The organism is Reyranella sp. CPCC 100927 (genome assembly GCF_007859315.1).
Lineage (GTDB): Bacteria > Pseudomonadota > Alphaproteobacteria > Reyranellales > Reyranellaceae > Vineibacter.
Window position 1 is genome coordinate 85,710 of sequence record NZ_VOHA01000022.1, and the last position, 22,794, is coordinate 108,503.

23 protein-coding genes are annotated in these 22,794 nt (G+C 67.3%); 13 read left to right on the forward strand and 10 right to left on the reverse strand.

Annotated elements, in window-relative coordinates:
• The first annotated feature begins 457 nt into the window (after nt 1–457).
• A complete protein-coding gene (locus FQU96_RS34415; RefSeq protein WP_146545931.1) occupies nt 458–1,600 on the forward strand; it encodes an amidohydrolase family protein in 1,143 nt (380 codons plus the stop codon).
• 153 nt (nt 1,601–1,753) lie between these two features.
• Complete coding sequence (locus FQU96_RS34420) at nt 1,754–2,650, forward strand: LysR substrate-binding domain-containing protein (RefSeq protein WP_146545932.1); 897 nt, start codon at nt 1,754–1,756, stop codon at nt 2,648–2,650.
• A 207-nt stretch (nt 2,651–2,857) separates the two neighbouring features.
• Here FQU96_RS34420 and FQU96_RS34425 read toward each other — a convergent pair whose 3' ends face one another.
• Both FQU96_RS34425 and FQU96_RS34430 read right to left on the reverse strand, forming a co-directional pair.
• Nucleotides 2,858–3,100, reverse strand: coding sequence for an Lrp/AsnC ligand binding domain-containing protein (locus tag FQU96_RS34425; protein WP_146545933.1), 243 nt, complete (start codon nt 3,098–3,100; stop codon nt 2,858–2,860).
• A gap of 154 nt (nt 3,101–3,254) precedes the next feature.
• On the reverse strand, nt 3,255–4,985 hold the full coding sequence (locus tag FQU96_RS34430) for a DEAD/DEAH box helicase (protein ID WP_146545934.1): 1,731 nt from the start codon (nt 4,983–4,985) through the stop codon (nt 3,255–3,257).
• 257 nt (nt 4,986–5,242) lie between these two features.
• Here FQU96_RS34430 and FQU96_RS34435 point away from each other — a divergent pair, with 257 nt between their 5' ends.
• The 6 genes from FQU96_RS34435 to FQU96_RS34460 all read left to right on the forward strand — a co-directional run bounded on the left by FQU96_RS34435 (nt 5,243) and on the right by FQU96_RS34460 (nt 8,995).
• Nucleotides 5,243–5,788, forward strand: a complete 546-nt coding sequence (locus FQU96_RS34435) for an isochorismatase family protein (RefSeq protein WP_146545935.1) — start codon at nt 5,243–5,245, stop codon at nt 5,786–5,788.
• Between the two features lie 211 nt (nt 5,789–5,999).
• Entirely contained in the window at nt 6,000–6,734 is a 735-nt protein-coding gene (locus tag FQU96_RS34440) for an alpha/beta fold hydrolase (RefSeq protein WP_146545936.1), read from the forward strand.
• Nucleotides 6,735–6,763: 29 nt separating this feature from the next.
• Nucleotides 6,764–7,219 carry a MaoC family dehydratase gene (locus FQU96_RS34445; protein ID WP_146545937.1) on the forward strand — a complete coding sequence of 152 codons (456 nt, stop codon included), beginning with the start codon at nt 6,764–6,766 and terminating at the stop codon, nt 7,217–7,219.
• Nucleotides 7,220–7,226: 7 nt separating this feature from the next.
• Nucleotides 7,227–8,078, forward strand: coding sequence for a VOC family protein (locus FQU96_RS34450; RefSeq protein ID WP_146545938.1), 852 nt, complete (start codon nt 7,227–7,229; stop codon nt 8,076–8,078).
• 8 nt (nt 8,079–8,086) lie between these two features.
• Complete coding sequence (locus FQU96_RS34455) at nt 8,087–8,563, forward strand: thioesterase family protein (RefSeq protein WP_146545939.1); 477 nt, start codon at nt 8,087–8,089, stop codon at nt 8,561–8,563.
• Nucleotides 8,564–8,578: 15 nt separating this feature from the next.
• A complete protein-coding gene (locus FQU96_RS34460; RefSeq protein WP_146545940.1) occupies nt 8,579–8,995 on the forward strand; it encodes a PaaI family thioesterase in 417 nt (138 codons plus the stop codon).
• 8 nt (nt 8,996–9,003) lie between these two features.
• Here the strand turns inward: FQU96_RS34460 and FQU96_RS34465 are convergent, their stop codons facing one another.
• Complete coding sequence (locus tag FQU96_RS34465; protein WP_146545941.1) at nt 9,004–10,635, reverse strand: hypothetical protein; 1,632 nt, start codon at nt 10,633–10,635, stop codon at nt 9,004–9,006.
• 189 nt (nt 10,636–10,824) lie between these two features.
• On the opposite strand from FQU96_RS34465, the gene FQU96_RS34470 reads away from it, so the two are divergent.
• From FQU96_RS34470 to FQU96_RS34485, 4 genes are read left to right on the forward strand one after another with little or no spacing between them, the layout of a single operon-like run.
• On the forward strand, nt 10,825–11,568 hold the full coding sequence (locus FQU96_RS34470) for a class I SAM-dependent methyltransferase (RefSeq protein ID WP_218574993.1): 744 nt from the start codon (nt 10,825–10,827) through the stop codon (nt 11,566–11,568).
• Nucleotides 11,565–12,671 carry a glycosyltransferase family 2 protein gene (locus FQU96_RS34475; RefSeq protein ID WP_146545942.1) on the forward strand — a complete coding sequence of 369 codons (1,107 nt, stop codon included), beginning with the start codon at nt 11,565–11,567 and terminating at the stop codon, nt 12,669–12,671. The genes FQU96_RS34470 and FQU96_RS34475 overlap by 4 nt, the downstream gene beginning before the upstream one ends.
• 5 nt (nt 12,672–12,676) lie before the next feature.
• Nucleotides 12,677–13,009, forward strand: coding sequence for an SMR family transporter (locus FQU96_RS34480; RefSeq protein WP_146545943.1), 333 nt, complete (start codon nt 12,677–12,679; stop codon nt 13,007–13,009).
• Nucleotides 13,010–13,041: 32 nt separating this feature from the next.
• Entirely contained in the window at nt 13,042–14,286 is a 1,245-nt protein-coding gene (locus FQU96_RS34485) for an MFS transporter (RefSeq protein ID WP_146545944.1), read from the forward strand.
• Nucleotides 14,287–14,349: 63 nt separating this feature from the next.
• Here the strand turns inward: FQU96_RS34485 and FQU96_RS34490 are convergent, their stop codons facing one another.
• The 7 genes from FQU96_RS34490 to FQU96_RS34520 all read right to left on the reverse strand — a co-directional run bounded on the left by FQU96_RS34490 (nt 14,350) and on the right by FQU96_RS34520 (nt 21,615).
• Entirely contained in the window at nt 14,350–15,174 is an 825-nt protein-coding gene (locus tag FQU96_RS34490) for an SDR family NAD(P)-dependent oxidoreductase (protein WP_178130908.1), read from the reverse strand.
• A 117-nt stretch (nt 15,175–15,291) separates the two neighbouring features.
• The gene (locus FQU96_RS34495) at nt 15,292–15,714 is read right to left on the reverse strand and encodes a MaoC family dehydratase (protein ID WP_146545946.1); all 423 of its coding nucleotides are present in this window, start codon (nt 15,712–15,714) and stop codon (nt 15,292–15,294) included.
• Nucleotides 15,715–15,723: 9 nt separating this feature from the next.
• On the reverse strand, nt 15,724–16,188 hold the full coding sequence (locus FQU96_RS34500; RefSeq protein ID WP_146545947.1) for a MaoC family dehydratase N-terminal domain-containing protein: 465 nt from the start codon (nt 16,186–16,188) through the stop codon (nt 15,724–15,726).
• Between the two features lie 89 nt (nt 16,189–16,277).
• Complete coding sequence (locus FQU96_RS34505) at nt 16,278–17,480, reverse strand: acetyl-CoA acetyltransferase (RefSeq protein WP_146545948.1); 1,203 nt, start codon at nt 17,478–17,480, stop codon at nt 16,278–16,280.
• Between the two features lie 68 nt (nt 17,481–17,548).
• Nucleotides 17,549–18,991 (reverse strand): hydroxymethylglutaryl-CoA synthase family protein, encoded by a 1,443-nt coding sequence (locus FQU96_RS34510; RefSeq protein WP_146545949.1) that lies wholly within the window; start codon nt 18,989–18,991, stop codon nt 17,549–17,551.
• 242 nt (nt 18,992–19,233) lie between these two features.
• Nucleotides 19,234–20,376, reverse strand: a complete 1,143-nt coding sequence (locus FQU96_RS34515; RefSeq protein ID WP_146545950.1) for an acyl-CoA dehydrogenase family protein — start codon at nt 20,374–20,376, stop codon at nt 19,234–19,236.
• Nucleotides 20,377–20,418: 42 nt separating this feature from the next.
• Nucleotides 20,419–21,615: an acyl-CoA dehydrogenase family protein gene (locus FQU96_RS34520; RefSeq protein ID WP_146545951.1), complete on the reverse strand. Its 1,197-nt coding sequence runs from the start codon at nt 21,613–21,615 to the stop codon at nt 20,419–20,421.
• A gap of 187 nt (nt 21,616–21,802) precedes the next feature.
• Between FQU96_RS34520 and FQU96_RS34525 the strand changes: the two genes are divergently transcribed.
• Nucleotides 21,803–22,771 carry a LysR family transcriptional regulator gene (locus FQU96_RS34525; RefSeq protein WP_146545952.1) on the forward strand — a complete coding sequence of 323 codons (969 nt, stop codon included), beginning with the start codon at nt 21,803–21,805 and terminating at the stop codon, nt 22,769–22,771.
• Nucleotides 22,772–22,794 lie beyond the last annotated feature (23 nt).

Consider the following 22,794-nt stretch of genomic DNA (forward strand, 5'->3'; position numbering starts at 1 on the left):
TTCCACTCTTTGGTCCAGCCCGGACCGATGGTCCGGCGCGGACAGTGCCGTAGGCGCCGTACGGGAGGCCGGAAAGGCTGCGAATTCGTGGCGCCGACATGGCAAATTCGGGGCTGGCGGACTCGCGTGCGCGGCCGCTGTGGACAAAGGGTCCAGAACGATCGCATGCGACCCAAGGCGGTTCGATCAAACGCCGGGCGCGCGCCACGGCGTGGCGCGCGCCCGGCGCATGTTGTTGCGGCCCAGGCCAATGTCCCAGATCCGATGCGATCGCCCTGCTTTCCCAGGTGACGGGATGGCGGCCGATCAACTGCCGGCGACCCTGCCATGCGGAACGCGGCGATCCGGGCCGGGGCGCTGCTGTTGTGGGCTGCGCGCAACAGCGCTCATACTGCCGGGTGTGAGACCGGGCGCCGGCGCTCCCAGAAGGCGCTGACCGGCCGCAGGAGGAAGCGTCATGCAGTACAAGCGCATTTCGGCCGACTGCCACCTCGACCTGCCGTGGATGCCGCCCGATCTGTTCACATCGCAGGCGCCGCGCGCGCTGAAGGACCGCATGCCCTATGTCGAGGACAGCGCCGACGGTCCACGCTGGGTCGCCCGCAACGGCGCCAGCTTCGGCTACCTCAACGGCGTCGGTCCGGCCGGCCAGAAATATGTTCCCGGCAAGCATCACCGGGTCGACGTCATGGCGGAAACCGGCCTCTACGAGGACGGCAAGAAAGGCATCCGCCGCGTGTCGGACCCGCATCTGCGCATCAAGGACCTCGACCGCGACGGCGTCGATGCCGAAGTGATCTACGGCATCCTCGGTGCCGCCGGCCGGTTGAGCGATCGCGAGGCCGCCAACGAGATGCTGCGCATCTATAACGACTGGCTGAAGGAATTCTGCCGATCCTATCCGGACCGGCACATTGGCCTCGCGTGTCTGCCCTACGGCGACATCGATGCGGCGGTGACGGAGATCCATCGCGTCGCGCGCATGGGCATCCGCGGGCTCGAGCTCTCCTGCTCATGGGACATGGAGCCGATGTGGCACCCGATGTGGGAGCCGCTGTGGCAGGCCGTCAACGAGGTGCGGCTGCCGCTGCACTTCCACACCTTCCCCAACGTTCCGCCCGACATCATCCAGAAACACGGCGGGCGTGTCGGCCGCTCGATCTTCTTCACCGTGGTGTCCGGCTTCCAGATGAACCTGGTGAACATCCTGGCCGCCATCATCTCGGCCAACGTGCTGGAGCGATACCCGCATGTGCGCATCGCCTTCGGCGAAAGCGGCTGCGGCTGGATCCCCTATGCGCTCGATCGCATGGATTACGAGTGGGAGGATCGCTTCACGGACCTGGGCCTCAAGATGAAGCCCAGCGACTACTGGCGCCGCCAGTGCAAGGCGACCTTCCAGTTCGACCGCATCGGCACCAAGCTGATCGACGACATGGGGGCGGAAACCCTGATGTGGGGCTCCGACTATCCGCATGGCGACGGCGTCTGGCCGCAGTCCGACAAGTATATCGCCGAACAGTTCGGCCATCTGCCGGCCGACGTCACCCACAAGATCACCTGCGAGAACGCCGCCAAGTTCTACGGGCTGATCAACTGAGGACGTACCGTGGACCGCGCGCATTCACGCGCGCATCGGCGTGCCGCGCCGGCGCCGTTGACATCGCCTCGCGCTGACGCGACGGACGAGGGCGCGCGTGGACGCGAGCGATCCAAAGGAAACGACGGCCCCCCGCTGAATGCGGCGCGGCCGGTGCCGGCGGCGGTACGGCTGAAGCCGGCGATGCTGCTGGCGCTGCAGGCGTTCGATACCGTCATGCGGCTGGGCAGCTTCAAGGACGCAGCGGCTGCCCTGCACCTGACGCCATCGGCCATCAGCCACCGTATCGGCGCGCTGGAGCGCGCGATGGGCACGGTGCTGTTCACGCGCGCGCATCGTGCCATCCAGCCGACGGCCGCCGGCAAGGCCCTGGCGGCCGGCACAGGGCGTGCGTTCGCCGAGCTGGCACGCGCGGCGGCGCCGACGGAGGGATTGGCGGGTCATCGCCGCCTGCGGTTGGCCGTGCTGCCGTTCTTCGCCTCGGCCTGGCTGGTGCCGCGCGTGTCGCGCTTCATGGCAAAGCATCCCGAGGTCGAACTGGTGATCGAAACGGCGAGCCGCCACGTCGACCTGGACACCGAGACATTCGACGCCGCCATCCGCAACGGCAATGGCGATTGGCCCGGGCTGGTGGCCATGCGGTTGCTGGACATCCGCAGCACGCCGGTCGCCACGTCGGGTCTGGTGAAGCACCTGAAGCTGCGCCGCCCGGCCGATCTCGCGCGCGCCGCACTGATCCATGTCACCACGTTTCCGCTCGCCTGGCCGACCTGGCTGGAGACGGCCGGCGTCGGCGGGCTGAAGCCGCAGCATGCGATCTGGGTCGACGGGTTCAGCGCGGCCCTGCAGGTGGCGGAGCAGGGCGGCGGCGTGGCGCTGGGACTGGACCCGTTGTTCGCCGACCGCGAGCGCAGCGGGGCGCTGTGCCGGCCGCTGCCGATCTGCCAGCCGACCGGCGGCTACTGGCTGGTGCATCGCAAGAGCGACGCCGCCCATCTCGGCCTGCGGGCTTTCAAGCGCTGGCTGGCGACCGAAATCGTCGACGGGTGAAGGATGGGCGGGAGCGCTTGTGGCGGCGCACAACCTCATCCTGAGGAGCCGGCGCAGCCGGCGTCTCGAAGGATGGCTGCAGTCTCGTTCGTCCGTTCCAACTGCTGCCGCACCGGTCGTGCGGTAGCCCACCCTTCGAGACGCTCGCTGCGCTCGCTCCTCAGGGTGAGGTTGATGCCATCAGCGATTGCCCCGGCTTCAGGGCAATCAGCCGAACGCCTTGAACGTGATGTAGGTGTAGGTGTCCTTGATACCGGCCAGCGTCTGGATCTTGCTGGTGACGAAGTGCCCGATATCGGTGGCATCATCGAGATAGCACTTCATCAACAGGTCATAGGAGCCGGAGATCGAGTGCACCTCCGAGACCTGCTCGACACCCTGCACGGCTTCGTCGGCAACCTCGTAGGCCTTGCCCAGCTCGCATTTCACCAGGATGAAGATCGTCTGCATGAAGCCGCTCCCGAATGCGCTGTGGGGACAACCGCGCTGCGGGTCAGCCTAAAGCGGCGCGCACGCAAATGAAATCCCGGGAGCCGCATTCGCGTTGTTGCTCCTCTCCCCGCTCTCGCGGGGCGAGGGGCACACTCGCGCCCCAGGGGAAAACTCAGGCCGCTTCGTCGGTCACCGATTCGTCGGTGGTGCTGTTCGTGCGGCGGCGGCGCGGCGGGACGGGGCGCGACAGGAAGGCTGGCGTGAAGTCGCCGAAACCCACCACCGGCGGGCCGTCATCGCGGTCCCAGTTGCGATCGCGGCGCCGGTCGCGGCCATGGTGGCGGTCGCGATTGCGGTCTTCCCGCGGCGGGCGATCATCGTGGGGCCGGTCATCGCGAGGACGGTCATCACGACGGCGCTCGTCGCGGCGGGAGCCTCGACGTTCTTCCGTCTGGGCCTCGCGCTGCTCGCTGGCCGGCGGGGCGGGCGGCTGCAGGTCATCGACACCGTCGCGATCGGCATCGCGCGGCGGGCGCGCGCTGCGCTCGCCATGGCGATCGTTGCGCCGGCGCTTGTTGCGGCCGCGCTCGCCGGTGCGGCCGTTCTCGGCGCTGGCGGTCGCCGCCTCGGCCGGCGGCAGCAGGTCGTCCGTGCCGTCGGCATCGGCATCACGGAACTGTGTCGCCGGCGGTGCCTCGCGATCGCGCCGCGTGCGGTCACGACCACCGCGGCCACGGCCGCGGCGACGACGGTCGTCACCTTCCTGCTCAAGCTCGGCAGCATCCATGTCCGGCACCGCAATACGGGGAATTTCCTGGCCGATGATTCGTTCAATCGACCCAACCAGCTTGCCATCCTCGGGTGACGCCAATGTGAAGGCCACACCGCTGCGGCCGGCCCGGCCGGTGCGGCCGATGCGGTGCACATAGTCCTCGGGCTGGAACGGCACGTCGAAATTGAAGACGTGGCTCATGTCGTCGATGTCCAGGCCGCGGGCCGCCACGTCGGAGGCGACCAGCAGCTGGATCTCGCCCAGCTTGAAGCGCTCCAGCGTTTCGGTGCGCACCGGCTGGCTCATGTCGCCGTGCAGGGCACCGACGTTGAAACCATGGCGCGCCAGCGACTTGTAGAGAATGTCCACATCCTTCTTGCGGTTACAGAAGATCAGGGCGTTCTTGACTTCCTGGCTGCGGATCAGGCGGCGCAGCGCCTCGCGCTTGCCGAACTCGGGCACGATGGCCAGGCCCTGGGTCACGGTCGCTGCCGTCGTGGCCGGACGCGCCACGGTGATTTCCTTGGGGTTCATCAGGAACGCTTCGGCCAGGCGCCGGATCTCCGGCGGCATGGTGGCCGAGAAGAACAGAGTCTGCCGCATCTTGGAGACCAGCGACACGATGCGCTCGACATCGGGAATGAAGCCCATGTCCAGCATGCGGTCGGCCTCGTCGATGACGAGGATCTTCACGTCGTTGAGCAGCACCTTGCCGCGCTCGAAATGGTCGAGCAGCCGGCCGGGCGTGGCGATCAGCACGTCGGCGCCGCGGTCCAGCACCTTCTCCTGATCGTCGAACGACATGCCGCCGATCAACAGGGCCTGCGACAGTTTGTGGTACTTGCCGTACGTCTCGAAGCTCTCGGCCACCTGGGCGGCCAGTTCCCGCGTCGGCTCGAGGATCAAAGACCGCGGCATGCGTGCCTTGGCGCGCCCGGAAGCCAGGATTTCGATCATCGGCAGGGTGAAACCGGCCGTCTTGCCGGTGCCGGTCTGGGCACAACCCAGCACGTCCCGCCCCATCAGGACATAGGGGATGGCCTGTTCCTGGATCGGTGTGGGCTGCGTGTAGCCCGCGTCAGCGACCGCTTTCAACACATCGGGGCCAAGCCCCAGCAGATCAAAACCCATTGAAATTCCAAGCTATTTCCGCAGGGCCCCAAGCCTCTGGCGGCGCGGTCAGGCGTCATGTTGGGGGCACGGCCGACCGTCTGTTCGCGAACGGGGCGCATGATATGCAGTGCCGTTCGCCTGTCAATGCGACGCCGTGCGATTCGGACATGCGGCCACCGCGTCCCGAGCCCCTGATTTGAACATGGCGATGGGCCCGGCGCCGGTTGCCGGCCGTCGGCCGATCCGCCTAAGGTGGCCGGCACAGGAGGGGTTTGATGCTGATCGATCGCGCCAAGACACAGCTATTGGTCGTCGACGAGCAGGAGCGCCTGATGCCCGCCATGCACGAGGGCGGGCGGGTCATCGAGCGCACCGCCGTCCTTTTGCAGGCTGCACGCACACTGCAACTGCCGGTCACGGTGACGGAGCAGTATCCGCAAGGGCTGGGGCCGACGGTGCCCCAATTGCTGGACCTGGTGCCCGAGCGGGCGCATGTCTTCGCCAAGACGCAGTTCTCGGCCGCAGCGCAGCCCCAGGTTGCCGATCGGCTGAAAGCCGTTCAGCGTCCGCAGGTGGTGGTGGCCGGCGTCGAGGCGCATGTCTGCGTCGCCCAGACCGCCACCATGCTGCGGGCGTCGGGCTATGATGTCTTCCTGGTGGCCGACGCGATTTCCTCGCGCCGGACCGACAGCGTGGCGTTGGCGTTCGAGCGGCTCCGGCCGCAAGGTATCTGGATCGTGAACGTCGAACAGGTGCTGTTCGAATGCCTGGGCGAAGCCGGCACGCCCGAATTCCGCGAACTCAGCCGGCTGATCCGCTAGATGGCTCCCTCCCGTCCCGAACAGGTGATCGCATATGGCTCACAGCGCCGGTGATCCATTACCTTCCCCCGCTTGCGGGGGAAGGTGGCGCGTAGCGCCGGATGGGGGGCATTGCGGCGGACATGGTGCTCGCAATCGAGCATCGTCGCTGTTGCAGCACCCCCCATCCGCCCTTCGGGCACCTTTCCCCGCGAGCGGGGGAAGGTAGAAGATGTCCATCTCCTCCCGTCCCGAACGGCCGACGCTGGTGCTTTGCCCGGGCTTGCTGAACGACGCCCGGGTCTTCGCGCCGCAGATCGCCGCCCTGGGCTCGCGCGTCGACTGCCTGGTCGCCGACCTCGCGGCGCACGAGTCGCTGGTCGAGATGGCGGCAGCGATGCTGGCGCAGGCGCCGCCCCGCTTTGCCCTGCTGGGGTTCTCGATGGGCGGCTATGTCGCCTTCGAGATCCTGCGCCAGGCGCGGGACCGCGTGACCCGCCTGGCGCTGCTCGACACCAGCGCCCGTCCCGACACGCCGGAGCAGACGGCGCAGCGCCAGGCCATGCTGAGGCTGGCGCAGACCGGCGCCTTCAAGGGGGTCACGCCGCGGCTGCTGCCGCGCCTGGTGCATCCGTCCCGGCTCGATGATCCATCGGTCACCGAACCGATCTTCGCCATGGCGACCAGCATCGGCCGCGACGGCTTCCTGCGCCAGCAGGTCGCCATCATGGGCCGGCCGGACAACCGCCCGCTGCTGGCATCGGTCTCGGTGCCCACGCTGGTCGTCTGCGGCCGCGACGATCAGCTCACGCCGCCGGCGCTGTCGCAGGAGATCGCCGCCGCCGTGCCCGACGCCGAGCTGATCGTGATCGACGATTGCGGTCACGTCGCGCCGCTGGAACGGCCGGAGATCGTGACGGCGGCGATCGAGACCTGGCTGTTCAGCCATCCGCCGGCGGCGCGCTGAGCGCCGCCGCGATTCAAGAGGACCATGCCATGCCGGGACCGTTGCGCTATTGGGAGGATTACGAGGTCGGCGCGCGCTACGACCTCGGCAGTCGGGCGATCACCGAGGATGAGATCATCGCCTTTGCGCGGCAGTTCGATCCGCAGCCGTTCCACATCGACCCGGTCGCGGCGCGGCAGTCGATGTTCGGCGGGCTGATCGCCAGCGGCTGGCATACCGGCAGCATCGTCATGCGGCTGATCGTGGACAACTATCTTCATCCCGAGACCAGCCTCGGCTCGCCCGGCATCGACAACATCGGTTGGCTGAAGCCGGTGCGGCCCGGCGACGTGCTGAGCGGGACCATGCAGGTGCTGGACAAGCGCGAGTCGCGCAGCAAGCCCACGATCGGCATCCTGATCAACGAGGCATCGCTGCAGAACCAGAAGGGCGAAGTGGTGACGACGGTGCGGGCGACCAACCTGATCCGCCGCCGACCGGCGTGAGGCAGGCATGACGGGACAGGCGGTCACGGGCATCGACCACGCGGTGGTGGTCGTGGCCGATATCGAGGCGGCCCGGGCGACGTACGCCGGGCTCGGCTTCCAGGTGCAGCCGCGTGGCCTGCACACGCGGCTGGGCACGGCCAACCACCTCATGATCTTCGGCGATACCTATTTCGAGCTGATCGGTATCGTCGAGGCCAACCCGCTGAACGCCGAGCGACGCGCCTGGCTGGAGCGCTCCGGCGGCGGGCTTGCCAATGTCGCGTTGCGCACCGACGGCGCCGATATCGCGCATGCGGCGTGGACGGCGGCCGGCCTGCAGCCCGACCCCGTATTGGAGTTCGCGCGCGCCGTCGACATCGCCGGCCGGCAGGAGCAGGCGGCGTTTCGCACCGTGCGGCTGGCGACCCAGCGCGCCAAGCTGCTGGGCTTCTTCGCCTGCGAGCACCGCACGCCGCAGTTCGTCTACCGCCCGGAATGGGCGGCGCACGACAACGGCGTGACGGGTCTCGCCGGCGCCACCGTGATCGCCGCCGATCCGATGACCGACGCGGCCTATGTCGGCAAGGTGTTCGGCGATGCGGCCGTCCGGCGCGAGGGCGGTGACCTGGTGGTCGGCCGCGGCGCCACGTCGATCCGCTACCTGACGCGCGAGCGCTTCCAGGCGCTGTACCCGGGGATTGCGCCGCACCGCAGCGATGATCATCCGGCATTGCTCAGTTTCAACGTATCGGATACAGCCCGCACGGCCGGCGTGCTGCGCGCCGGCGGCATTGCCTGCACCGCCGACGGCGACGGGCGCGTGCTGGTGCCGGCCGCGGCCGCCGGCGGCGTCGGCATCGAATTCAGAAAGGGTTGAGTTTCAGGATGAATGCCATTCCCCAGCTGGTGTCGCCGGCTGTCGATCTCGCCGACCCGTCCGCGTACGGCCATCTCACCAACGAAACGCTGCGCTTCGCCGACATCGATTCCAACGGCCACGTCAACAACGTGGCGTTCCTGGTTCTGTTCGAGAACGCGCGGGTCACCTACATGGCGCAGTACATGGCGTTCATGCGCGCGCACGGCCTGTCGACGGTGGTGGCGCATCTGGACATCGATTTCCGCCGCCAGATGTTCTTCCCGGGTACGGTGCGGGTCGGCGCCCGGCTGATCGAGGTCCGCCGCTCGTCGTTCGTGCTGGGCCAGGCGATCTTCGATCAGGAAGGGCGTTGCGCCGCCGAAGGTCATGCCATCATCGTCGCCTACGACCGCGACAGCGGCCGCGGCCGGCCGATCCCCGAGGACATCCGGCACGCGCTCCAGCACCTGGCCCAGTCGCCGACCGGCATCGGCGCCGGCTGATCAGGGAGGTTTGACGTGAGCATCCCCGACGGTTTCGTGCGCCTCGACATGGCCGACGATTTCGTACGGCTGGTCGGGCCGCTGCACGTCAAGCTCGAGGCCGACGGCCCGCGCGTCGGGCTGATGCTCGAACCGCGCCACGGCAATCCGCTCGGTATCGCGCATGGCGGCTGCCTGGTGACGCTGGCCGACATGGTGATGGGGTTCGGCTGCGGCTACGCCACCAAGACGCCCGGCGTGCACCCGACCATCACGCTCAACAGCGATTTCGTGCGCGGCGCCCGCATCGGCAACTGGATAGAGGGCAAGGCCGTCATCACCCGCCGCACGCCCAACTTCGTTTTCGCCCGCTGCGATCTGGTCTGCGCTGGCGAGGTCGTGCTGTCGGCCTCCGGCGTCTTCAAGGTGCCGGGAAAGACGTCTGCGTCCTAGCGCTTCGATCACCGCCGCTTGTAGATGACGTAGCGGTCGACATCCATGAAATGCGTGTAGCGTTCGAAGGCGCGCGCGAATTTCGGGTTGCGCATGAAGTATTCGAGGTAGTCGAAGACGCGCCCCTGGCAGCGCGGCATGCCGGCGACGCGATCGACGATGACGAGGTCGGGCTGCTGGCGTTCCATGTCGTCGGACACCGACTCGAAGACGAAGCGTTCGGCTTCCGACATGTCTTCCGGCGCGTTGTACAGCGTCGGATACTCCTCGCAGTCGGCATAGATCCCCTGCAGCACCCACATGGTCTGGAAGCGCATCGTCATGCGGATGCCGCCGTAGTTGACCAGCGGATAGTAGGGATAGATGCCGGGCGACATGACCAGGATGCGCTTGTTGGCGGCGTTCTGTTCGACGATGTGCAGCAGCACGCCGGTGATGCTGTCCTCGAACTGGCGCTGCTTCTGGAACGGCGGCGTGAACAATGCGGCCTGGAAGTAGAGCAGGATCAGAAAGGTGGCGCTGATGGCGATCACCGGCAGGCGGTGCGCATCGCGGTCGATCGGCAGGTAGCGGTCGATCATCTGCGAGATCGTCACCGCGGCCAGCAGGATGGTCGCCGACAGCCCCGGCAGCACGTGATAGGGCCAGCCCTTGGCCTGCAGGGCGGCGGCCAGCGCCGCGCCCAGCCCGTAGGCGACGATGACGCGGGCCGCCACCGTGCGGGCCAGGAAGATGGCCAGCAGGCCGAAGGCGGCCAACGCCAGCAGGCAGGGGCCCAGCACCGGCCCGAACAGAACCCCCAGCCAGGTCACTTCGCCGAGATGGGTGTAGGAGTCCCAGATGATGGGCAACACGGTGGTGAGGTAGGCCGGCGTGCCGAGCACGATCAGCGCCGCATGCCCGATCGCCACCGCGCCGATCAGCCACGGCACGGCGTCGCTTATGGTGCGGCGCCAACCGCGGTGCAGCAGCAGATAGAGCTCGACCACGAACGGGATCACCAGGAAGTGCGGCTTCTGCGCCAGGCCGATGCCGGCCGCGATCGCGATCGCCCAGGTCGGGATCCGGCCCAGCGCCGCGGCGCGCCCCTCGGCGCGCTCGGCGGCGTGCAGCAGGTAGGGCGCTGTCAGCACGAACATCAGGTGCTCGCGTTGTCCGAAGTTCTCGTTGGGCAGCACGACGAACAGGAACAGCAGGGTCGGCGGCACCAGGGCTTCGGTCAACGGATGCGCCAGCGACGGAACCTTGTGGGTGAGCGCGCGACAGGTGAGGAACGAGCCGATGATCGCCACGTAGAAGGCAATCGTCATCCAGGTCGCGGCGTCCAGGCCGGTGAAGGCGAAGAGGCGCGCCAGCACCTCGGGCACGGCATAGAGGATGAAGACCAGCGGCAGGTTGATGTCGATGATGTCGACGTAGAGTTTTTCGCCGTCGAGCCAGCGATGCCCCACGTCCATCAACGCCGCGACATCGTGATTGATGGGCGGAAAGAGATAGACCACGGCCCAGGCGATCGGGATCAGCAGCAGCAGCACCTCGATCGCCCGCGCAGCACCGGTCGGCAGCCGGTCGCGCAGAAAGCGCGTAGGGTGGTGAACGACGTCCGGCGCGGCGTCGCCGGCGGATGCTGGCGGCGGCATCCGGCCGGCATCCGGGCGTTCGACCTCGTGATCGGAGGATGAAGGGCGATGATCGGGCAAGACGGGCTGTGAAAGCGTGGATCGGTGGCTCGCCGCGCGGCAACGGCGCGCCGGTACGATAGCAGAGCACCGGCGGTCCTGACCACCTGTGCGCTGCAACGGATCCGGCAGTGCGCTATAGAGCTTGCCATGGAGCGCCACGAGTACGATCAGATGCACGCCCTGGAGGGCCGCCTGTGGTGGTACCTCGGCCTGCACCGCTTGCTGGTCGATCAGGTTCAGGCGGCGGTGGGCCGTGACGTCGGGCCGCTGCTGGACGCCGGCTGCGGTACCGGCGGGCTGCTTGCGGCCCTTGGCCGCAGCCGGCCGGCAAGCCGCCACCTGGGGGTCGAGTACGACGCGGATGCCGCACGGCTGGCGGCCCGCAAGAGCAGCGCGACGGTGGTGATCGGCTCGGTCACGACTTTGCCATTCGCCGACGCGACGCTGGGCGCCATCGTGAGCGCCGATGTCCTCTCGCATGGCCTGGTCGATCCGGCACTGGCCCTGAAAGAAGCGCACCGGTGCCTCGAAAGCGGCGGAATCCTGATCCTGAATCTGCCGGCATATCCGTGGATGTTGTCGGCGCACGACCGGCAGGTGCACAATGTGCGCCGCTTCGTGCGCGGGCGGGCGAGGGCGCTGGTGGAGGAAGCCGGCTTCAGCGTGCGGCGTACCTCGTACTGGAACTGTTTTCTGTTTCCGCTGATGGTTGCGAGACGGGTGCTGCTGCGGAACACTGGCAGTGACGTGCAGGCCTTGCCGGCGCCGGTGAACGCGCTGTTCGCCGCCATCGTCGGGCTGGAGCGTCGCCTGATCGGCTGGGGCCTGTCGCTGCCGTTCGGCGGCTCGGTCCTGCTGGTGGCACAGAAGGGTGGAACGAAGGGATCATGAAACGGCCATTTGCCCTCAGCATCGTGGTGCCGGTCTACAACGGGGCCGCCAGCGTCGGCGAACTGGTGGCGGCGCTGCGTGCTCTGGAGGTGCCGGGCGGCCTCGAGGTCGTCCTGGTCAATGACGGCAGCCCGGACAACAGTTTCGAGGTCTGTCGCGCGCTGGCGGCACAGCCTGGTGCGCCGGTCACCCTGGTCGACCTGTCGCGCAATTACGGCGAGCACAACGCGGTCATGGCGGGGCTGGCCCATGCGCGCGGCGACTATGCCATCACGATGGACGATGACCTGCAGAATCCGCCGGAGGAAGTGCGCCGCCTGTTCGAGTACACGCGCGATAACGATTACGACGTCGTCTACACCTACTATGCGACCAAGCAGCATGCGGCGTGGCGCAACATCGGCAGCCGCTTCACCAATTGGTGCGCCGATCGCCTGATCGACAAGCCGCGCGGTCTCTACCTGTCGAGCTTCCGCTGCGTCAGCGCCTTTCTGCGCGAGCGGCTGGTGAGCTATGACGGGCCCTATCCCTATGTCGACGGCCTGATCTTCCAGATCACGGAGAATGTCGGCCGATTGCAGGTCATGCACCTGCCGCGCGCCGAAGGGCGCAGCAACTACACGCTGCGCCGCCTGGTGCGGCTGTGGTTGTCCATGTTCCTCAATTTCTCGGTGCTGCCGCTGCGCGTCGCCAGCGTCACCGGCATGGTGCTGAGCGGCTGCGGCCTGCTCGGCTTCCTCGCCGTGCTGATCGAGGCGCTGATCAACCGCGGCCTGCCGACCGGCTGGGCGTCGCTGATGTCGACGGTGGCGCTGCTGGCCGGCGTGCAGTTGATGATCCTGGGAGTCGTGGGCGAGTATCTGGGCCGCATGTTCCTGACCGCCAACCGCAAGCCGCAATACATGGTGCGCCGCATCTACCTGCACGACGGCGGATCGCTGGTCGCGCATGAACCGGCGGCCGGCAGCGCGGCGTCCGGGCGGCCCTACGCGGGCGGCGATCGCGCCCACATCTCGCCGGTCGAGGCCGCCCGCGCCCAGTGGTCATCGACACCGCCCCTGCCGCCACCGCTGCAGAATACGGCCGACCGGGCTGCCGAGTAGTCCCCATGTGGCTCTTCTATGCGGCATTGGCCGGCGGCATCGTCACCGGCATCGGCGGCCAGATCCTGCTGAAGGCGGGCGCCGACAGCGAGACCATTGTCCAGCAGCTGCTGCGGCCGCAGACGATCGTCGGGCTGATGCTCTACGGCATGGCGGCGTTCCTCTACATCATCGCCTTGCGCAAGATCCCGGTGTCGGTGGCATTCCCCAGCGTGTCGCTGAGCTACGCCATCGTGGCCGTGGTCGGCTACCTGCTGTTCAACGAACCCTTCGGTCTGCTCAAGATCGCCGGCCTGGTGCTGATCGTTGCTGGTGTGTGGCTGATCAACCAGGGGTAAGCTGCACGATCAAGTCGCGCGGGCTACCTTGGATGACGGACGTATCGCGGTCGTACTGGCAGGTGCTGCGGCTGGCCGACGTGCCCAATCTGCTGCTGTCGGCGGCCCTGTCGCGGTTGGCCGGGCGCATGTTCTCGCTGGCCATCGTGCTCTACGCGCTGAACGCCTTTCAGTCGCCCGTGCTGGCGGGCTGGGTGTCGTTTGCGTCGATGGCACCGGGGATGCTGGTCAGCCCGCTGGCCGGCGCGCTGCTGGATCGCCTGGGAATCGCCAAGGCGATCGTCGTCGACATGGTCATGGGCGCATTGCTGCTGACCGGCATCGTGGTGTTGCACGTCGCGGATGCGATGAGTCCGCCGGCGCTGCTGCTCCTGGTCGCGCTCTACTCGCTCACCAGTCCGCTGAGCTTCGCCGGCATCCGGACCCTCATTCCGCGCCTGGTGCCGGAGTCGGCACGGGATCGGGCCAATGCGCTCGATACCAGCAGCTACGCGCTGGTCGATGTGCTGGGCCCGGTGCTGGCGGGGCTTCTCTTCGGCGTCGCCGGCGCCACCACCACGCTGATGGTCGTCGCGGCATCATACCTCGCGGCGGCGATCAGCCTGATGCCGCTCACCCGCCGCGAAGAGAGCCGTCCGCCCGATCGGGGCACGTCCCTGATGGGCGACGCCAGGGCGGGTCTGATCTACGTGTTGCGCCATCGCGTGCTGCGCGGGCTTGCGGTGTCGTATGCCCTCTTCATGGCGAGCTTCGGCATTCTGATCATCGCCGTGCCGGTCTTTGTCCTGCGCGAGCTGGGTGATCGCGGCGCGGCGGACAGCATGGTGGGCGCGCTGTGGGCGCTGTCGGGTCTGGCCGGCAGCGTGGGCGCCTTGTACAGCGGCTCGGCGCGCGTTGCCGGGCGCGAGCGGCCATTGATGGTGGCGGGAATCCTGGCTTCCGCCGTCGCGATCTACCCGTTGAGCGCGCATTTCGGCCTGTGGGGACTGGCTGCCGGGATGATCGTCGTCGGCGCGCTGACCGGCCCGGTGGACGTGGGCTTGCTGACGTTGCGGCAGCGCCGCACCGATCCGGCCTGGCTGGGCCGGGCGCTGGCGGTGTCCATGAGCCTGAACATGTGCGGCCTGCCGCTGGGCGCGGCATTGGGCGGTGTGCTGGCGAGCCATTCGCTGGTCCTGGCCTTCGCCGTCGCCGCCGTAGCGGCGCTGCTGGCCGCCGCGGCGACCTGGCTTCTCGTACCGGACGATGCGGTGGCGGATCGGGCCGGCGGTCCCTGAGCCGACAATAAAAAGGCATCGACCCCTGGGGGACGATGCCTTTTTCGACGTCCGACGATGGTGTCAGAGGCCGCCGTTCACCACCAGGCACTGGCCGCTGACATAGTCGCTGTCGGGGCTGCAGAACAGGTAGACCGAGCCGGCCGCTTCTTCCGGCAGGCCGCCACGGCCCAGCGGAATCATCTGGTTCATGGCCGCGATGCGGCCACCCTGCACGCCGATCTTGACCTTGCGGCCCTGCACCTCGATCTCGCCGGCCTCGCCTTCGGAAAGCGGCTTGGTGAGGCGCGTCTGGATGTAGCCGAAGGCGACGGCGTTGACGGTCGCGTCGTAGCGGCCGAACTCCTTGGCCAGGGTCTTGGTCAGGCCGACGATGCCCGCCTTGCCGGCCGAGTAGTTCGACTGGCCGGCGTTGCCGTTGACGCCCGAGGTCGACGAGATGTTGACCACCTTGCGCACGATGCGCTTGCCGGCCGAGCGCTCCTTCTCGACCGCGCTGCGCAGATGCTGCTGGAAGGCGCGCAGGACGCGGAACGGCGCCGTCAGGTGCACGTCGATGATGGCGTACCACTGCTCGTCGGTCATCTTCTGGATGACGCTGTCCCAGGTGTAGCCGGCGTTGTTCACCACGATGTGGCAATCGCCGAAGGCATCGACCGCCGTCTTCACGATGCGGTCGCCGAAATCGGCCGCCGCGACGTCGCCGACGCAGGCCACGGCCTTGCCGCCCATCTTCTCGATGGCGGCGATGGTCTCCTTGGCCGGTGCGTCGTCGATGTCGTTGACGACCACCTTGGCGCCGTCACGCACCAGCCGGAAGGCGATTTCCTGGCCGATGCCGCGGCCCGAGCCGGTAACGATGGCGACCCGCCCGTCGAGTTGACCCATGATTTTTCTCTCCTTTTTCCGAAGTCTGTCATTCCGAGCGCAGCGCGGAATCTTGTGCGAACGGAGACTCCATTCCCAAAAGATGTCTCGCTGCGCTCGACATGACGAGATGAACCCCTACGCCAGCGCCACGGTGGCGTTGCCCTCGAGCGTGCTCTGGCCGTTCTGGTTGGTGCACTTCACGTCGAGGTCGACCAGCTTCTCGCCGTTCTCCTCGCGCTTGCCCGTCACCTTGCCCGTGACCGTGATCACGTCGCCGACCCAGGTGATGGAGGTGAAGCGGGTGCCGAGCTTGCGGACCTGCTTCTGCGGCACCCACGAGGTGGCCAGCCGGCCCAGGAACGCCATCGACAGCATGCCGTGCGCGAAGACGTCCTTGAAACCGAACTTCTTGGCGAAGTCGATGTCGACGTGGATCGGGTTGTGGTCGCCCGAGCCGCCGCAGTAGAGCGCCAGCTGGTGCCGGCTGATCGGCGCCAGCTTCAGCGCCGGCAACTCGTCGCCGACCTTCACGTCGGCAAATTTCGGTGCGTTTGCCATGTCAGTCTCCTAGGCCTTCTTCGCCGCATCCGGGTTGCGCACGACCGTGACGCTGCGCGCCTTGGCCACCGGCTTGCCGGATCCGGCGTCCTTCATCTCGGTTTCCGACACCACGAACCACAGGGCGCCGCCCTTCTTGTCGTAGATGTCGAGCACCTTCGACTGGCAGGTGATGCGGTCGCCGACATGGACCGGCGCCAGATACTCGTAGTGCTGCTCGCCGTGCAGGATCAGGCCGATATCGACGTTCAGCAGGCGCAGCAGGCCGCCCTTGTCGGGATCGTCGTTGGTGACGGCGGTCAGGAACGTGGCGGGCGCCGGAATGGCGCGGTAGCCGGCGGCCTTGGCCGCGGCCTCGTCCTGATAGATCAGGTCTTCTTCGCCGATCGCCTTGCAGAACAGGCGGATCTTGCCGGCCTCGACCGTCGTGGTGAACGGCTTGAAGGTGTGGCCGATGTGTTTCTTGTCGAGCATGGATTGGGCTTTCCCTCCGCGTGGTTGCTGAACTGAAGAGACAAAAAACCGCCCGGCTCCGTGCGGAACCGGGCGGTTTGTCGGGGTCGTTAAGCGTCGAGACGACCGATGATCGAGACCGACGACACGTTCTCACGCGGCAGGCCGCCGAGATTGTGGGTCATGCCGATCCGCGGATCCTTGAGCTGGCGGGGGCCCGCCTTGCCCTGCAGCTGCAGGTACATCTCGTAGAGCATGCGCAGGCCCGAGGCACCGATCGGATGGCCGAAGCATTTCAGGCCGCCGTCGATCTGGCAGGGGATCTTGCCGTCGGCATCGTAGAAGCCGTCGAGCACGTCCTTCCAGCCCTTGCCGGTCTCGGAGATGTGCAGGTCTTCCATGGTCACCAGCTCGGTGACCGAGAAGCAGTCGTGCACCTCGAACATCGAGACTTCGTCGCGCGGGTTCTTGATGCCCGCCTCTTCGTAGGCGCGCTTCGAGGCGATCCGCGTGGTGTGCAGGTAGCTGCCGTCCCACGAGTTGTGGCCCGACTCCGAGCCGTTGGAGACGGCGAGCTGCAGCGCCTTGACGCTGATCAGGTCGTGCTTGCCCAGCGACTTGGCGATCTCCGGCGTGGTGACGATCGCCGCCGCCGCACCGTCGGACACGCCGCAGCAATCGAACAGGCCGAGCGGCGCGGCGATCATCGGCGCGTTGAGGATGGTGTCCATGTCCACCGCCTTCTGGAGGTGGGCCTTGGTGTTCTTGGCGCCGTTCTGGTGGCTCTTCCACGACACATGGCCGATGGCGCGCTTGAGGTCGTCGTACTGGACGTTGTGCGCCGCCATGTAGGCCGAGGCGAGCTGGGCGAAGTTGCCCGGTGCCGTGCCGTTGGCATTCCACAGCGCCTGCAGCGGGCCGCCACGGCCGCCCGGCAGACCGCCGTAACCGGTGTCCTTCAGCTTCTCGACACCCAGCGCCAACGCGAAGTCGGCGGCACCCGAGGCCACCGCGTAGCAGGCGCCGCGGAAGGCTTCGGTGCCCGAGGCGCAGAAGTTCTCGACATGCGTCACCGGGATGTTCGGCAGGCGCAGCGTGACCGACAGCGGCACGCCGGACTTGCCGACATGCACCTCGTCGATCGCGGTCGAGAACCAGGCGGCCTGGAGCTGCTTCATGTCGATGCCGGCATCCGCCACGCATTCCTTGAAGGCCTCAACCATCAGCTCTTCGGCGCCGGCGTCCCAACGTTCGCCGAACTTCGAGCAGCCCATGCCGAGGATCGCGACCTTGTCCTTGATGCCCTTGGCCATCGCACGGTCTCCTTTCGTGCCCTGTACTCTCTGGAACTCTGTGAATTACGCGGGAAAGAGGGCGCCGGTCAGACCGGCGCCGCCTTCCAGAAGTAGCGCTTGAACCCGCCACGCATCGTGTCGTTGTCACGAATGCGGAACGTCATGCGCATCTTGGTGCCGACCTTGACCTGTTCCTTGTCGCAGTCGGTGAAGTCGGCCGTGAATCGCCCGCCCTCGGGGAAGGTGACCATGCCGTAATACGCCGGGGGGTCCGGCGAATAAGTGAGCGCGTCGGCCGTGAACGACATGATGGAGGCCTCGAGGCCGGCCATCGGGTAGTCGTCCTGGCTGTCCATCGCGTGGCAGTTCGGGTTGACGCAGATCTGCGCCCGCGGGAACTGGATGGTGCCGCAGACGCGGCACTTGCCGCCGACCAGGCCGTAGATCATGTCGCGCTTGCGCCATAGGACCGACAGCGCCGTCTTCTTGTCGAACTCGGCCCGCATGCCCTTTTCAAGCGGCAACATCTCGTTGAAGGCGAGGAACTTCATGTAGTTCTTCTCTTCCTTCCGGCGCGCCAGCCAGCCCGACAGGCCCAGGCGCTTGCCGAGCTTGCCGATCTCGGCCGTGACCTCGAGCGCGATGATGTCGACGCCCTGGCCGAAGCCGACGACCAGGATCTTGTCGCCCGGCTTGGCGTTCTCCAGCGCATCGACCAGCATGACCAGCGCATGCGCCGAGCCGGTGTCGCCGAGCTGGGCATTCAGCAGGTCACGCACCGCCGTCTCGGCGATGCCGGCCATCTTGGCCATCTGCTTGGGCACGGCGCCCATCAGGCTCGGCATGACGAAGTGGGTGATGTCAGCGCCCTTCAGGCCGAACGCCTGCAGCGCTTCCTTGATCGCCGGGGGCACGATCTTCACGTAGCCTTCGTCGCGGATCCAGCGCTCTTCCCAGCCGTAGTCGAAGTCCGATTCATCGCCGCGGAAATGGTCGACGAAGTCCATCGACACTGAGCGGGTGCCCAACAGCTTGGCGATCACCTTGTCGGTGCCCAGCATCAGCGCCGCCGCGCCATCGCCGTACTGCAGCTCGCCGGCCGAGGCCACGCGGGCGAGCCGCTTGTCGGCCGCGGTGACCAGGGTCGGCGCGCCCGAGCCGGCCGCGTTCAGGCCGGCGATCAGGGCCGAGGTGCCGGCCTTCTGCGAACCGCCGATGTCGGCCGCCATCAGGCCCTGCTCGACGGTGAGCGCCGTGCCGATGACGCCGGCGTTCTGGCGGTCCTTGAAGGGGTGCGTGGTCGAGGCGAAGTAGAGGTTCTTCAGGGTCTTCGGATCGGTGCCGTTGAGGCAGTCGCGCGCCGCCTCGACCGCCATGGTGAGCGAATCCTCGTCCCAGTTGGCCATCGAGCGCTCGCCCTTGGACTGGCCGCGCAGGCCAGGTGCGAACCACTTGTTCGCCTCGTAGACCGCCTGGCGGTTGAGCCGCAGCCGCGGAACGTAGGCGCCAAAAGCCGTGATGCCGACCATTCGCCAAATCCCTCCGATAGAAACGCTTGGTTCTGCTTACGTGAGCCGCGGCGCCCCGGCGGAAGCGCGGTCGGCTCGTGAATGCTGATTTACCTTAGACCCGGCGACTGGGGCGCGCGACACCGATTTTGCTCATCCGCCCCGCTTTGCGGTCATGGGTTTCGGATTGTGGAACATTGTGCCGCTGCAGCCTGCGCTGCCCACAAACAAGAAGCCCGGCACTGAGGCCGGGCTTCTGTCGCTTATGCCGCCATCGACAAATTGCCGTAGCGCGTCAGGTGATGCTGTGAACTGCCGAACAAGGTGTCGACCATGGTCAGACGCTTGAAGTAGTGGCTGACCGCCAGCTCGTCGGTGACGCCCATGCCGCCGTGCATCTGCACGGCGCTCTGGCCCACGAACTTGCCCGACTTGCCGATCTGCACCTTGGCGCCCGAGGCCGCCTTCTTGCGCACCGTCGCGTCGGGATCGTCGATCTTGAGCGTCGCCATCAAGGTCATCGAGCGCGCTTCCTGGGCATTGGTGAAGCAGTCGACCATGCGATGCTGCAGCACCTGGAACTTGCCGATCGGCACGCCGAACTGCTTGCGCGTCTTGATGTATTCCAGCGTCTGCTTGTTGAGCGCATCCATGCAGCCGACGGCTTCGGCGCACAGCGCCACGATGGCGCGATCGAGCACGCCCTCGAACAGCGCCAGCCCGTTGTCGACCTGGCCGACGACGGCGTCGGCACCGGCGCTGACGTTGTCGAACGTCACTTCCGAGGCGCGCAGCGCATCCTGCGTGGGATAGTCGCGCCGGGTGATGCCCTTGGCCTTGGCGTCGATGGCGAAGACCGTGATGCCCTTCTCGTCACGCTGGCCGCCCGACGTGCGGGCAGTGACGAAGATCGTGTCGGCCGAGGCGGCGTTGTAGACGACACCCTTGTGGCCCGAGAGCACGTAGCCGCCGCCGCTCTTCTTGGCGGTGACGGCGACGTCGGCCAGGTTGTAGCGCGACTGCTTCTCGACATAGGCGACGGCGAACTGCTTCTCGCCGCCGATCATCGGCGCCAGCAGCGCTTCCTTCTGCGCCGCATTGCCGCCTGATGCCAGCAAGCCGCCGCCCAGGATCACCGTGGGCAGATAGGGCTCGAGCACCAGGCCGGAGCCGAAGGCTTCCATCAGGATCGCCGTCTCGACCATGCCGCCGCCGAAGCCGCCGTCGTCCTCGCTGAACGACATGCCGAGCCAGCCCAGCTCGGCGAACTTGGCCCAGTTCTCCGGCAGCCAGCCACGATCGGAGGCGGCGATCTTGCGCCGCGTCTCGAACGCGTATTGCTCGCGCACGAAGCGCTCGACGCCTTCCTTGATCTGCTTCTGTTCGTCCGAATACGACAGATCCATCCGACTTACTCCCTCCGCATTCCCGTACCGTTATGCCCTGTTCTACAGGCCAAGCACCATCTTCGAAATCACATTGCGCTGGATCTCGTTGGAACCGCCATAGATCGTCGTCTTTCGCGCATTGAAATAGCGCGGCGCCGCGATGTGGGCATAGGCGGGTCCGATCGGCTCTTCGTTGGCACCATGCCAGAGCAGGGCAGGGTGATAGGGCATGGCGTAGTAGCCGACGGCCTCGACCGCCAGCTCGCTGATGCGCTGCTGGATCTCCGAGCCGCGGATCTTGAGGAACGATACCTCCGGTCCCGGCGCGCCGCCGGCCGCCATGGCCGAGAGCGCGCGCAGCTCGGTGTATTCCAGCGCCGTCACCTGGATCTCGAGGTCGGCGAGCTTGTTGCGGAAATCCTGATCCTCGATCAGCGGCTTGCCGCCCTGCGTCTCGCTGCGCGCGATCTGCTTCAGCGTATCGACGCCGCGCTTGGACTGCGGCACCGCGGCGATGCCCAGCCGCTCGTTGGCGAGCAGGAACTTGGCGTAGGTCCAGCCTTCGCCTTCCTTGCCGACCAAATTCTCGGCCGGCACCTTGACGTTGTCGAAGAACACCTCGTTCACCTCATGGCCGCCGTCGGCCATGATGATCGGCTTCACCGTGATGCCCGGCGTCTTCATGTCGATCAGCAGGAAGGAGATGCCTTCCTGCGGCTTGGCGCTGGCATCGGTGCGCACCAGGCAGAAGATCCAGTCGGCCCAGTGGCCCATCGTGTTCCAGGTCTTCGACCCGTTGACCACGTAGTGGTCGCCCTCGCGCACGGCGCGGGTGCGCAACGACGCCAGGTCCGAGCCCGAGCCCGGCTCGGAGTAGCCCTGGCACCACCACACCGACGATTCGCGGATGCCCGGCAGGAAGCGCGCCTTCTGTTCCTCACTGCCGAAGGTGTAGATCACCGGCCCGACCATCTTGGAGCCGAACGGGATGATGCCCGGCGCGTTCATGTCGGCGCAGACGTTCTCGAAGATGTAGCGCTGGGTGACCGTCCAGCCCGGGCCACCGTGCTTCTTGGGCCACGTGTAGACCAGCCAGCCCTGACGGCCCAGCGCCTGCTGCCAGCGCATGTGGTCGTCGCGCACTAGGTGCTTGCCGTGCGCGACCTTGTCGGCGATGTCCTGCGGCAGGTTGGCTTTGACGAAAGCTTTGACTTCATCGCGAAAGGCGATGTCTTGCGGCGTAAAGGCGAGGTCCATGAATCTCCTCCACAGGCGTCGCGCCAGTGCGCGTGACGCCCGGTTCACTTTGCCGGGATAGTAGCAGCCGCGCCCTGTCGGGCAAGACCGGCCGGCCCTGGCGTTCGCGGCGCGGAACCCTGCACGGGGTTGTGTCGTCGTCCAATCATCTTCATTGTACACAGATGATGATGATTGGAATTGATGGATGAACTTGCTGGCGCCAACGGTCTCGGTGGAGCCGGGAGTGGCACCGCGCCTGGTGTGCGAGGTTCGCCATCTCAGGCTCATTCAGGCCATCGCCCGCGAGCAGGGCGTCACGCGCGCGGCGGCGTGGCTGAACCTGACCCAGTCGGCGCTCAGCCATCAGCTGCTCAATCTGGAACGTGATCTTGACGTCAAGCTGTTCGACCGCGTCGGCAAGCGCATGGTGCCCTCCGCCGCGGGGCACCGGCTGCTGGCCGCGGCCAACCGCGTGCTGGGCGAGCTGGCCGAGACCGAGCTGGAGCTGCGTCGTGCCCAGGCCGAGCGTACGCCGCTGCGCGTGGCGGCCGGCTGTCCGACCTCCTATGGCTGGCTTGCCGGCGTGCTGGCGCGGTTCGGGGGCGAGCATCCGGCGCTGGATATTCAGGTCGGTTTCCAGGCCACGCGACGTGAGCTCGAGGCGCTGGCCGGCGACGAGATCGACGTCGCCGTGACCTCACGGCCCGGCCGTGACGAGCGTTTCGAGCGGCGCCGCCTGTTTTCGCTCGACATCGTGGCCGTGCTCGCCGCCGGCCATCCGCTGGCGGCGCAACGCACGTCGCGGCATCCCGGCGTGCGCTGGCAGGGCCTCGCAGGGCAGACCCTGCTCATCCACGACCTGCCCGACGACGATGTCGAACGCCTGCGTGCCGTCGTGCGCGGCGTCGGCAATCGCCACGCAGGCTCGGGCCAGATCTGGCGCGTGCAGCTCACCGAAGCCATCGCCGAACTGGCCCGCGCCGGCCATGGCGTCGGCGTGATCACGCGCTGGTCGGCGGAGCCGTTCAAGGGTGATCGCGGTCTGGCGACGATGCCGCTGCTGCCGCTGAAGAAGCGTGACTTCTGGGCGGTCTGGCGTCGGGCCAATCCGCGCGGCCTGCCGATGCGGGAACTGGCCGAGCATCTCGCCCGCTCGATGCGCACCAGCGGCTAGTGTGAATCATCTGGGAGCGCGGG

Coding starts and splice junctions, on each gene's coding strand:
- FQU96_RS34455 (WP_146545939.1), top strand. CDS start 8,087: ATGAATGCCATTCCCCAGCTGGTGTCGCCGGCTGTCGATCTCGCCGAC.
- FQU96_RS34485 (WP_146545944.1), top strand. CDS start 13,042: ATGACGGACGTATCGCGGTCGTACTGGCAGGTGCTGCGGCTGGCCGAC.
- FQU96_RS34430 (WP_146545934.1), bottom strand. CDS start 4,985: ATGGGTTTTGATCTGCTGGGGCTTGGCCCCGATGTGTTGAAAGCGGTC.
- FQU96_RS34520 (WP_146545951.1), bottom strand. CDS start 21,615: ATGGACCTCGCCTTTACGCCGCAAGACATCGCCTTTCGCGATGAAGTC.
- FQU96_RS34470 (WP_218574993.1), top strand. CDS start 10,825: ATGGAGCGCCACGAGTACGATCAGATGCACGCCCTGGAGGGCCGCCTG.
- FQU96_RS34465 (WP_146545941.1), bottom strand. CDS start 10,635: ATGCCGCCGCCAGCATCCGCCGGCGACGCCGCGCCGGACGTCGTTCAC.
- FQU96_RS34495 (WP_146545946.1), bottom strand. CDS start 15,714: ATGGCAAACGCACCGAAATTTGCCGACGTGAAGGTCGGCGACGAGTTG.
- FQU96_RS34490 (WP_178130908.1), bottom strand. CDS start 15,174: ATGGGTCAACTCGACGGGCGGGTCGCCATCGTTACCGGCTCGGGCCGC.
- FQU96_RS34450 (WP_146545938.1), top strand. CDS start 7,227: ATGACGGGACAGGCGGTCACGGGCATCGACCACGCGGTGGTGGTCGTG.
- FQU96_RS34435 (WP_146545935.1), top strand. CDS start 5,243: ATGCTGATCGATCGCGCCAAGACACAGCTATTGGTCGTCGACGAGCAG.
- FQU96_RS34480 (WP_146545943.1), top strand. CDS start 12,677: ATGTGGCTCTTCTATGCGGCATTGGCCGGCGGCATCGTCACCGGCATC.
- FQU96_RS34445 (WP_146545937.1), top strand. CDS start 6,764: ATGCCGGGACCGTTGCGCTATTGGGAGGATTACGAGGTCGGCGCGCGC.
- FQU96_RS34475 (WP_146545942.1), top strand. CDS start 11,565: ATGAAACGGCCATTTGCCCTCAGCATCGTGGTGCCGGTCTACAACGGG.
- FQU96_RS34510 (WP_146545949.1), bottom strand. CDS start 18,991: ATGGTCGGCATCACGGCTTTTGGCGCCTACGTTCCGCGGCTGCGGCTC.
- FQU96_RS34415 (WP_146545931.1), top strand. CDS start 458: ATGCAGTACAAGCGCATTTCGGCCGACTGCCACCTCGACCTGCCGTGG.
- FQU96_RS34515 (WP_146545950.1), bottom strand. CDS start 20,376: ATGGATCTGTCGTATTCGGACGAACAGAAGCAGATCAAGGAAGGCGTC.
- FQU96_RS34440 (WP_146545936.1), top strand. CDS start 6,000: ATGTCCATCTCCTCCCGTCCCGAACGGCCGACGCTGGTGCTTTGCCCG.
- FQU96_RS34500 (WP_146545947.1), bottom strand. CDS start 16,188: ATGCTCGACAAGAAACACATCGGCCACACCTTCAAGCCGTTCACCACG.
- FQU96_RS34425 (WP_146545933.1), bottom strand. CDS start 3,100: ATGCAGACGATCTTCATCCTGGTGAAATGCGAGCTGGGCAAGGCCTAC.
- FQU96_RS34505 (WP_146545948.1), bottom strand. CDS start 17,480: ATGGCCAAGGGCATCAAGGACAAGGTCGCGATCCTCGGCATGGGCTGC.
- FQU96_RS34525 (WP_146545952.1), top strand. CDS start 21,803: ATGAACTTGCTGGCGCCAACGGTCTCGGTGGAGCCGGGAGTGGCACCG.